The organism is Polaromonas sp. P1_G2 (genome assembly GCF_056405515.1).
Window position 1 is genome coordinate 1 of sequence record NZ_JBFUBY010000188.1, and the last position, 10,274, is coordinate 10,274.

Below are 10,274 nucleotides of genomic sequence, written 5' to 3' on the forward strand. Positions count from 1 at the left end.
ATCGCGCTTGTCTGAGCGAAGCGAGTTTGCGCGAGACCCCGCCGTAGTCGAGCACCGCAGGTTGCCCGCAGCGAAGCGTAGGGACCCAGACTGCGGGTCGCCTTTTCTTTGGTGACTTTCTTTTGGCGAAGCAAAAGAAAGTTACTTGCTGCCGGGCAACCCCCGGCCAGCAGTCCTCAGCAAAAAGCACTAAAGCCAGCACAAGACTTGGCGCAATCAACCGCGCCTGTAACAACTCACTCCCAGCCTCAGGCCCCGAATTCCCTCACACATCGGAGTTTCTGTGACTTTTTGCCCAAAACAGAAGCCTTACTACTTGTGACTACTTGTAAGTTAGGTCGATGAAAAATTACAATAAGTCACAGGTGAGGCTCAGATATGCCCCGAATCTGGGTGTTTTCTCACAGAAATCCTGGTTCTCTTCTCGTTTTTGGGCGAAACGTGAATTAATCGAGCCAGGAAACAGTACTCAGTAACATAAAGTTACGCCATAAGAGCTGTAAACGCATACAGACCGCGCCCTCTGCGCACTGTCAATCAATGGCGCTGTTACCCGCCGATTTGTAACGAAAAGGATGTGAAACCATGAAATCAATTTTCAAATTTTGTATTTTTGCCGCTGGTCTCGCCCTGGGGCAGGTGGTTTTGGCGCAAGCCGCGCCTGTGACGTCCCAGCTGTTGGCGCAACGCGTCGAGATGGTGGCCGGCAAGCCGATGCTCAAGCCTGCCGGCGACGGCAAGCCGGGCGACGTCCTGCAATACAGCGCGACCTACCGCAACACCGGCAGCGCCGCCGCAGCCAAGCTGCTGGCGACCGTGCCGGTTCCGGCGGGCACCACCTTCATCGCCGCCAGCGACCAGCCCGCCCAAGCCCAGGCTTCCACGGACGGCAGCACTTTCGCGCCCATGCCGCTGACCCGCACGGTCAAGCAGGCTGACGGCAGCACGCGCAAAGAGCCCGTGCCACTGGCCGACTACCGCGCCCTGCGCTGGGAAATCGGCAGCCTGCCCGCCGGCGCCACTTCGGTGGTCAGCCTGCGCGTGAGCATCGATTCGCCGGCCGTCGTGTCGGCGGCCAAACCCTGATTCCCAGTTTTTGTTAGTTGTCTGTCGATTCACCGTTGTCTTGTAGCCAGGAGTAAAACGCCATGTATGCCAACCCCCCGAGTCCGCGGCCCTTAGGGCTGCCGCACTTCTTCACCCACTGGATTGTGGGTTTGTTCGTTGCCTTCGCGCTCGCGATGGCCGGTATGGCGGCACACGCCGCACCGCCGCCCGCCGGCACGTCGATCAGCAACCAGGCTTCGGCCACGTACTCGGATGCATCCGGCATCACGCGCACGGTGACGTCGAACGTGGTGCAGACCACGGTGCAGCAGATCGCCAGCCTGACGCTGGCCGCCAACGGCGCGCAGAACGCGACGCCGGGCAGCGTGGTGTACTACCCGCATACCCTGACCAACACGGGTAACGGCACGGACACCTTCAACCTGACCACCAGCAACAGCGGTGGCTTCTCGATGGCGAGCGTGCAGATCTTCGCCGACAACGGCAGCGGTTCGCCCACAGGCCCCGCCATCACCTCGACCGGCGCAGTGGTCGCGGGCGGCCAGTTCAAGTACATCGTGGTTGCCACGCTCCCGGGCACCGCCACGGCGGGGCAGGTCAACAACCTCACGGCGACCGGCACCAGCGTGTTCGACCCGACCAAGACCCAGTCGAACACCGACACGACCACCGCCACGACCAACGCCGTCGTGACGCTGACCAAGTCGGCCAGCGTGTCCAGCGGCTCCGCCGGCACGGCCATCACCTACACCCTGACCTACACGAACACCGGTAACAGCACGGCCACCGCCGTGGCGATCACCGACATTCTGCCGACAGGCCTGAACTACACCGCGGGCTCCGCACGCTGGAGCGTCACCGGCGCCACGGCGCTGAGCGACAGCGGCGGCGCCAGCGGTTCCGCACCCAACACCCTGACTTCGGGCTACACCCTGGGCACCAAGACCCTGCTGGTCACGCTCAACCAGGTGACGGCCGGCCAGTCGGGCACCATCAGCTTCGGCGTGACCGTGGCTGCGGGCACCGCGCCCGGCGTGCTGAACGACGGTGAGCTTCACCAACACCGTGACCAACACCGGCAACGGCTCCGACACCTTCAACATCACGCTGAGCGCAGGCAACTYCCCGGCCGGCACGACCTTCCAGCTGTACAAGACCGACGGCGTCACGCCGCTGGTCGATACCAACAGCGACGGCACGGTCGACACCGGCCCCCTGGCTGCAGGCGCGACCTACAACGTGATCCTCAAGGCCACGCTGCCGCCGAACGCGACCAACACCGGCTCGCCGTTCATCATCACCAAGACGGCAACGTCGGTGTTCGACCCGACCAAGACGGCCAGCACCCCCGACCAGCTGACCGCCGTGGCCAACTCCGCGGTTGACGCGACCAACAACCTGCCGACCGCGGTGGGTGTTCCCGGCGTGGGCGTGTTCGCCAACGGTGAAGGCGCAGCGCAGGTCACCAACACGCTGAATCCCGGCGCCTCGACGGTCTTCACCATCGTGGCCAACAACACCGGCCCTTCGCCGGACAGCTACAACCTGGGCGCCAGCACGGTCAACACCTTCGCCAGCGTGACGCTGCCGGCCGGCTGGACAGTCAGCTTCCGCGCCGACGGCGGCGTGGGCAACTGCTCGACCACCGGCGCGACCATCACCAACACCGGCTCCGTGGCCGCCGGCGGCAACGTCGTCGTCTGCGCAGTGGTCGGTGTGCCTGCCGGCTTTGCAGCGGGCACCACGCAGCTGTACTTCCGCACGCTGTCGCCCACGTCGAATGCTTCGGATACGCTGCATGACGCGGTGGTCGTGAACGCCGTGCGCTCGGTCACCCTGACGCCCAACGGCGCCGGCCAGACCTATCCCGGCGGTTCCTACGTCTACAGCCACACCCTGACCAACACCGGCAACGTGCTGGAAGGCAACGGCACGGTCAGCACGCTGACCCTGTCCGCCTCCGACAACCAGGCCCCGGCCGGCTGGACGTCCGCGCTGTACTACGATGCCAACGCCAACGGCGTGCTCGACGCGACCGACCCGCAGATCAGCAGCACCCTGCATGCAGCGGGTGTCTTGCCCGCGGGCCTGGCTCCCGGCGCTTCCATCACCGTGTTCAACAAGGTGATCGCACCGAGCGGCGCAACTCCCGGCGCGGTGGATGCCACGACCATCACGGTCACCACCAGCAACGGCAGCTACGCGACGACGGTTCCCGCCGTGGCCACCGCTGTTGACAGCACCACTGTGATCGCCGGCAACCTGACCCTGTCCAAGGCGCAATCCCTGGATACGGCCTGCGCCGGCCCCAATGGCGGCACGGTCTACGCGGCGGCCACCCTGAGCGCCCGTCCCAACCAGTGCGTGCTGTACCAGATCACGGTGACCAACGTGGGATCCGCGAATGCGACCTCCGTCGTCGTGTCCGACGCGACACCGAGCTACACCACGCTGAGCAGCGCCGCTGCCAGCACGGTGGGTACGGTGACCGGCCCCGCCGCGGCCTCCGCTGGCACCGTCACCGCGACGATCGGCACCCTGACCCCCGGTCAGTCGGCCATCGTGACCTTCGGCGTCCGTATCAACCCCTGACCCGGGACTGACCTCTTGCGCGGGAAGCGAAAGCTTCCCCGCTTTTCCAAGGGCACGACAGCGTGCCCTTTGGAAAGCGACGCCCTGCCGCAACCCAACCATCCATCCAACCCACATGCTTTTTGGCCCGCTGCGCAAACTGCTGATCTCCTGCATGTTGCTGCTCATCTGGGCAGCCGCACAGGCAGCGCCGACCCCGGTGGGGACGGTGATCAGCAATACCGCGAGCGCGACCTTCGTGGACACGGCGACGGGCTTGCCGGTGCGCATCAATTCCAACACCGTGAACACCACGGTGGCGGCGCTTGAAGCGCTGACGCTGACCTCCAGCCAGAACCTCTTGATCGGCGTCGGCTCGTCCTTCACCATCAGCCACAACCTGGCCAACACAGGCAACACCGCCACCAACTACCTGGTGACCGCCAACGTGGCCGGCGGCAGCGCCTTCACGCCGCTGAACCTGAAGGTRGTGCTGGACGTCAACGGCAACGGCCTGGTCGATGCCGGTGAGCCGGTGGTACCCGCGGGCGGCGTGGTCCCGGTGGCCGTGGGTGCCACCGCGGGCCTCCTGATCACCGGCCAGATTCCGCCCGGCGCCGTGCCCGGCCAGACCGCGCAGCTCAGCCTGCGCGCGGTCAGCCAGCTGCAAAACGCCACGGCCACCAACACGGACACCCTCAACCTGACCAACGGCGCGGCCGTGCAGGTCAGCTACGCCGCTTCGACGGCCACCGCGACCCAGAGCGTGGCGCTCAACTTCACGGCCAGAGCCATCAACAACGGCAACATGGCGGCCAGCCCCGCCAACGTGACGGTCAACGGCGCGCCCGCCGCGCTGTTCATCCTGCGCGCACCGGTGCCGGTGAACACGGTATTCGCTTCAGTCCAGCCCGCCACCAATCCCGGCGCGCAGACGCTGTACCACTTGCAGGGCGCCGCCACCGGCAGCTATGTCACCACTGTGCCGGGCGGCGCCGTGGTGGACGCGGTGGCCTGGGCCATCGCAACTTTGCCGCAGGGCGGCCTGTTCCTGGGGCAGTTCAGCGTCATGGTCAATTCGAATGCCGCCAATAACGTGACGGGCGCGGCCTACGCCGACTGGACCGATGCCGCCGCGCCGCTGACCACCGCCAGCAACACCGTGGTGCTACCGCTGCCTGCGCACACGGCAAGCCTCCAGTTCTATACCACCAACAGCTATGCGGTGCACGCCTCCCAGAGCATTCCAGGCAACGCACTGTTTGTGCAGGCTGACGCGTCCATCTGCAATGCCGACCCAAGCACGATAGGCACAGTGCCCATCACCATCGTGAGCCAGCTCACCGGCGACTCGGAAACCTACATCGCCGTGGAAACCGGGCCCAACACCGGCGTGTTCCGCATCCTGCCCAGCGTTCCCACCGCCAACGCGGCCTCGCACATCGTGGCCTCCGGCGACGGCATCCTCGAGGTGCTGCGCAACGACACCGTGGTCGCCACCATCACCGCTTGCGGCGGCATCTCGGTGTCGGTCAGCACCACGCTGCTGGTCGACCCTTCGGGCACCATCTACAACTCGGCCACCAACCAGCCCGTCGCCGGCGCCACGGTGCAGCTGATTGACGTCCTCGGTGCGGGCAACGGCGGCAACCCCGGCGGCCCGGCCGTGGTGTTCCTGATGGACGGCGTCACGCCGGCGCCCAGCGTCGTCGTGACCGCGGCCGACGGTTTTTATGAATTCCCGCTGGTGCTCAACAGCCGCTATCGGCTGGTGGTTACCCCGCCGGCTGGCTTTTCTTTTCCTTCGCGGGTGCCTGCGGCGTTGCAGCCGGCCGGCCGGGTGATCGACACGCCGGGTTCTTATGGCGGCAATTTTCTGGTGGCGCTCGCGCCGGTGCATTTCGACGTTCCCCTTGACCCCGGCGCTACCACGGGCAGCCTCTTCATCCAGAAAACCGCCAACAAGAAGACCGCCGAGATCGGCGACTTTGTCGATTATTCGATCAAGCTCAACAACGTTTCTGCCGTAGCGCTGCCCGCCACCGTGGTCAGCGACAGCCTGCCGGCCGGCTTCGCCTATGTGCGCGGCACCGCGCGGCTCAACGGCGCGGTGCTGGCCGACCCCGCCGGCGGTGCCGGCCCCAGCCTGCAATTTGCCGTCGGCAACCTGGCCGCCGGCGCGCAGCCCGTGTTGACCTACCGCGTGCGCGTGGGCGCGGGCAGCCAGAGCGGCAACGGCATCAACACGGCCCAGGCCGCCAGCGGCGCGGTGCGCTCCAACAGTTCCAGCGTGCGTGTGCAGGTGGTGGGCGGGGTGTTTTCCAACAAGGCGTATGTGTTCGGCAAGGTGTTTGCGGACTGCAGCCGCGACGGCGTGCAGGACGCGGGCGAGCCGGGCATTCCGGGTGTGCGCATCTACCTGGAAGACGGCACCTATGCCGTGACGGACGAAGAAGGCAAGTACAGCTTCTACGGCCTGGAGCCGCGCACCCATGTGGCCAAGGTCGACAACATCACGCTGCCCGCGGGCGCCACGCTGGCCGTGCTGAACAACCGCAACGCCTTCGACGCCGGCAGCCGCTTCGTGGACCTTATCAACGGCGAGCTGCACAAGGCCGACTTCGCCATCGCCGAATGCACGCCCGGCGTTCGCGACCAGATCGCCGCGCGCCGCAAGGCGCTGGGCAACCCGTCGGAAATCACCCAGGCCGCCGGCACGCTGCTGCAGGCCAACCGCGGCGCCGTCGCGGCGGACAGCCGCACGCTGCCCGCCGCCGGCGCCATGGGCCTGCCGGGTGCGCAGCAAAACAACGCCGGCAGCAATGCCGTGGCGCCGGCTCCTTTGCAAGGCAACCTGGGCGCCGTGGGCGACACCGGCGGCCCGGCAACGCCCAATGCCCGCCTGCCCAAGCCCATCTACACGCCCGCCAGCGTGGAGCCGGCACAGCCCCCCACGCCTGCCGGCGCCGAGCCGGCCGCGGCCGAACAGGTGCTGCAACCGCTGGAAGACCTGCTGCCGGAACTGGATGCGGCGACCGCCTTTGTGGGCCTGGTTGACGAGCAGCTGCTGCCGGTCGCGCAGACCCGGGTCCGCGTGAAGGGACCCCTGGGCGCGCGCTTTGAACTGACCGTCAACGGCCAGCCTGTGCCCGCGACGCAGGTCGGCAAGAAAAGCAGCCTTGAGAAGAACAAGGTCCTGGCCTGGGAATACATCGGCGTGGACCTGAAACCCGGCCGCAACACGCTGGCCGTGCGCGCCCTCGACGGTTTCGGCAATGCGCGCGGCACCGCGCAGATCACGCTGCGCGTGCCCGGCGCCCTGGCCAGGATCGACATCGGCGCGCCCGCGCAGCTGGTCGCTGACGGCGCGACCGCCGTGCCCGTCACCATCGCGCTGCGCGATGCGCAGGGCCTGCCCGTGGCCGCGCGCACCCAGGTCAGCCTGCAAGCCAGCCAGGGCCAGTGGCAGACGCCCGACCTCGATGCACGCCAGCCCGGCACCCAGGTGTTTGTCGAGGGCGGTGAAGGCCGCTTCCTGCTGCTGCCGCCGGCCCAGCCCGGCAAGGCCGAGCTCACCATCACCAGCGGCACCGTCAAGTCGACCTCTACCATCGAGTTCATGCCCAACCTGCGGCCCATGATCGCCGCCGGTATCGTCGAAGGCACGATCAACCTGCGCAAACTCAACCCCTCGGCGCTGCAGCCCGCGCAAAGCGGCGATGTGTTCGAGCGCCAGATCCAGAGCACCTCGCGCAGTTTTTCCGGCGGCAAGGGCGAAGCCGCCGCGCGCACCGCGCTGTTCCTTAAAGGCAAGGTCCTCGGTTCCTCGCTGCTGACGCTGGCCTACGACTCCGACAAGCCTTCGGACACGGCACTGTTCCGCGACATCCAGCCCGGCCAGTTCTACCCGGTGTACGGCGATTCATCGGCGCGCGGCTTCGACGCGCAGTCCACCGGCAAGCTCTACGTGATGCTGCAAAACGGCAGCAACTACGCGCTGCTGGGCGACTACTCGACGCAAAGCGACAACGCGGCGCGCCAGCTCACGCAGTATTCGCGGGCGCTCAACGGCGTGAAGGGCCGCTACCAGGAAGGCGCAGTCACCGTGGAGGGTTTYGCCAGCCGCACCGCGACCACGCAGCTGGTGCAGGAATTCCGCGCCAACGGCACCTCCGGCCCCTTCCTGCTCAACATCAACGGCGTGGTCAACAGCCAGCAGGTCAACATCCTCACGCGCAACCGCAGCCAGGCCTCGGTCATCGTCAACGACGCGCCGCTCACGCAGTTCACCGACTACGAGATCGAACCCATGAGCGGCCGGCTGCTGCTGAAGTCGCCGGTGCCCAGCGTGGACACCGACCTCAACCCCATCTTTGTGCGCGTGAGCTACTCGGTCGACACCGGCGGCGTGAAACACACCGTCGCCGGCGCCGAGGCCCGCCTGGAGGTCACGCCGGCCGTGACGCTGGGCGCCTCGACGATGCGCGACACCGACCCGGCCAACCGCCAGAACCTGGACGGCCTGAATGTGACGGCCAAACTCGGCGAGAAGACGGTGGCCACCGGCGAAATCGCGCGCAGCAGCACCGACCTGCAGGGCAAGGGTTCGGGCCAGCGCGTCGAGATCCGCCATGAGGACCAGGCGCTGCAGGCGCGCGTCTGGGGCGCCAAGACCAGCGCCGGCTTCTTCAACCCCAACAGCGTGCAGTCGGCCGGCCAGTCCGAGTACGGCGCCAAGCTCGGTTACGCGGTGGACGAAAAGAACCGCGTGGTCGGCGAAGCGCTGCGCACCGCCAACAGCGTGACCGGCGCGTCGCAGACCGGCGCCGAGCTCAAGCTGGAGCACAGCATGGCCGGCAACATCAAGGTGGAAGTCGGCGTGCGCTACAGCGCCGCCAATACCGCCGCCGCGCTGTCCGGCCCGGCCCTGCCGGGTTCCACCGTGCCCATCGTTCCCTCGGCCGCGGCGATGGCGGCGGGCTCTTCGGAGGAAGTCGGCACCACCACCGCGCGCGTCAAGGTGACGGTGCCCGTGCCCGACGTGCCGCAGGCCGACGTTTACGGCCTGGCCGAGTACGCCATCGACGGCAGCGGCGGCCGTGAGGTCGGCGTGGGCGGCAACTACGCCATCAATTCGACGACGCGCCTGTATGCGCGCCACGACTTCATCAACAGCCTCAAGAGCATCTACACGCTCAACGCCTCGACCTCGCAGTACACCACCGTCGCCGGCATCAACACCGAGCTGACCGACAGCACGCAGCTGTTCAACGAATACCGCATGGGCGACAGCATCAACGGCCGCACCAGCGAAGCCGCCCTGGGCCTGCGCCGGCTCTGGCGCCTGGACAACGGCGTCGGCCTGACGGCCAGCGTCCAGCGCATCAAGCCGATTTCGGGCGTGGTCGTCGACGATTCCAGCGCCGTGACGCTGGGCGCCGACTACACCGCCGCGGCCACCTGGAAGGCCTCGGGCCAGGTCCAGTGGCAGACCTCGACCAACTCGAGCAGCTGGCTGCTCACCGGCGCGCTGGCCAACAAGCTGGACGACAGCTGGACACTGCTCAACCGCGGCCTCTACAGCGAGCAGACCAACCTCGGCGCGGGCGGCGGCAAGCGCGAGCTCATCACGGCGCAGTCCGGCGTGGCCTACCGCCCGGTCGAGACCGACATGTGGAACGCGCTGGGCCGCGTCGAGTACAAAAAGGATTCGGACAACACCCTGGGCCCCGGACTGAGCCGCGACGAATCCGGCCTGATCCTGTCCACCCACCTCAACGTGCAGCCCAACCGCAACTGGGCCATGAGCGGGCGCTACGCCGCCAAGTGGGGCCGGGACCGCTCCAACGGCATCAGCAGCCGCTCCTTCACGCAGCTGATAGGCGGCCGCTCCACCTGGGACCTGACCCAGAACTGGGACGTCAGCCTGCAGGCCTACCGCATGTGGGGCAACGGCGCCGCCGAAACCGCCGCGGGCGTGGAAGTCGGCTACCTCGCCTGGAAAAACATGTGGGTGTCGGTGGGCTATAACTTCAAGGGTTTCAAGGCCGCGGACATGGCGGGCGAGGCCTATACCCAGCGCGGCCTCTATCTGCGTGTACGCTTCAAGTTTGACGAGAACGTGTTCGGCGAGCCTTCCGGCGCCGCGCTTTCTCCTTCCCGCACGGCGGCCCCCCAATCATGATGCCTCTTCAACGCCCTGTTTCCCGCCCCGGCCTGCCGCGCAAGCCGGCGCCTTCACGCGGCCTGTTGAGGGCCGCATGGGGCGCCGCCTTGCTGCTGCTGGCCGCGCCCTGGGCGATGGCGCAGACGACTTTCAATTACACCGGCGCGGTGCAGACCTACACCGTGCCCGCGGGCGCCGGCGGCGTGACCATCCAGGCCAACGGCGCGGGCGGCGGCAGCGGCGGCAATGACTCCAACGGCTGGGGCGGCGCCGGCGGCGCGGGTGCGCGGGCCACCGGCACTTACTACGCGGCGCCGGGAACGGTGCTGAATATTTATGTGGGGCAAGGCGGCCGGGCGGGGAACACCTCGCAAGGGTCTTTTACTTGCGCCAATGCGGCCGGCGCAGGCGGCCTGGCGGGCGGCGCGGCCGGTTTTGCCGGCGGCTCCGGCGGCCAGGCCGGTTGCAG

5 protein-coding genes are annotated in these 10,274 nt (G+C 67.4%); all 5 read left to right on the forward strand.

Translation table 11 applies throughout. The features are described from left to right. The first annotated feature begins 585 nt into the window (after positions 1 to 585). Complete coding sequence (locus tag AC1D0P_RS17700) at positions 586 to 1,086, forward strand: hypothetical protein (RefSeq protein WP_477677947.1); 501 nt, start codon at positions 586 to 588, stop codon at positions 1,084 to 1,086. Positions 1,087 to 1,148: 62 nt separating this feature from the next. Next, positions 1,149 to 2,453 carry a DUF7507 domain-containing protein gene (locus AC1D0P_RS17705; protein ID WP_477677948.1) on the forward strand — a complete coding sequence of 435 codons (1,305 nt, stop codon included), beginning with the start codon at positions 1,149 to 1,151 and terminating at the stop codon, positions 2,451 to 2,453. An 862-nt stretch (positions 2,454 to 3,315) separates the two neighbouring features. Then, positions 3,316 to 3,660: a hypothetical protein gene (locus AC1D0P_RS17710; protein ID WP_477677951.1), complete on the forward strand. Its 345-nt coding sequence runs from the start codon at positions 3,316 to 3,318 to the stop codon at positions 3,658 to 3,660. 115 nt (positions 3,661 to 3,775) lie between these two features. Continuing rightward, positions 3,776 to 9,823, forward strand: coding sequence for an SdrD B-like domain-containing protein (locus AC1D0P_RS17715; RefSeq protein WP_477677949.1), 6,048 nt, complete (start codon positions 3,776 to 3,778; stop codon positions 9,821 to 9,823). Beyond that, on the forward strand, positions 9,820 to 10,274 hold a 455-nt coding region (locus AC1D0P_RS17720), incomplete at its 3' end, for a glycine-rich domain-containing protein (RefSeq protein ID WP_477677950.1). The genes AC1D0P_RS17715 and AC1D0P_RS17720, both read left to right, overlap by 4 nt.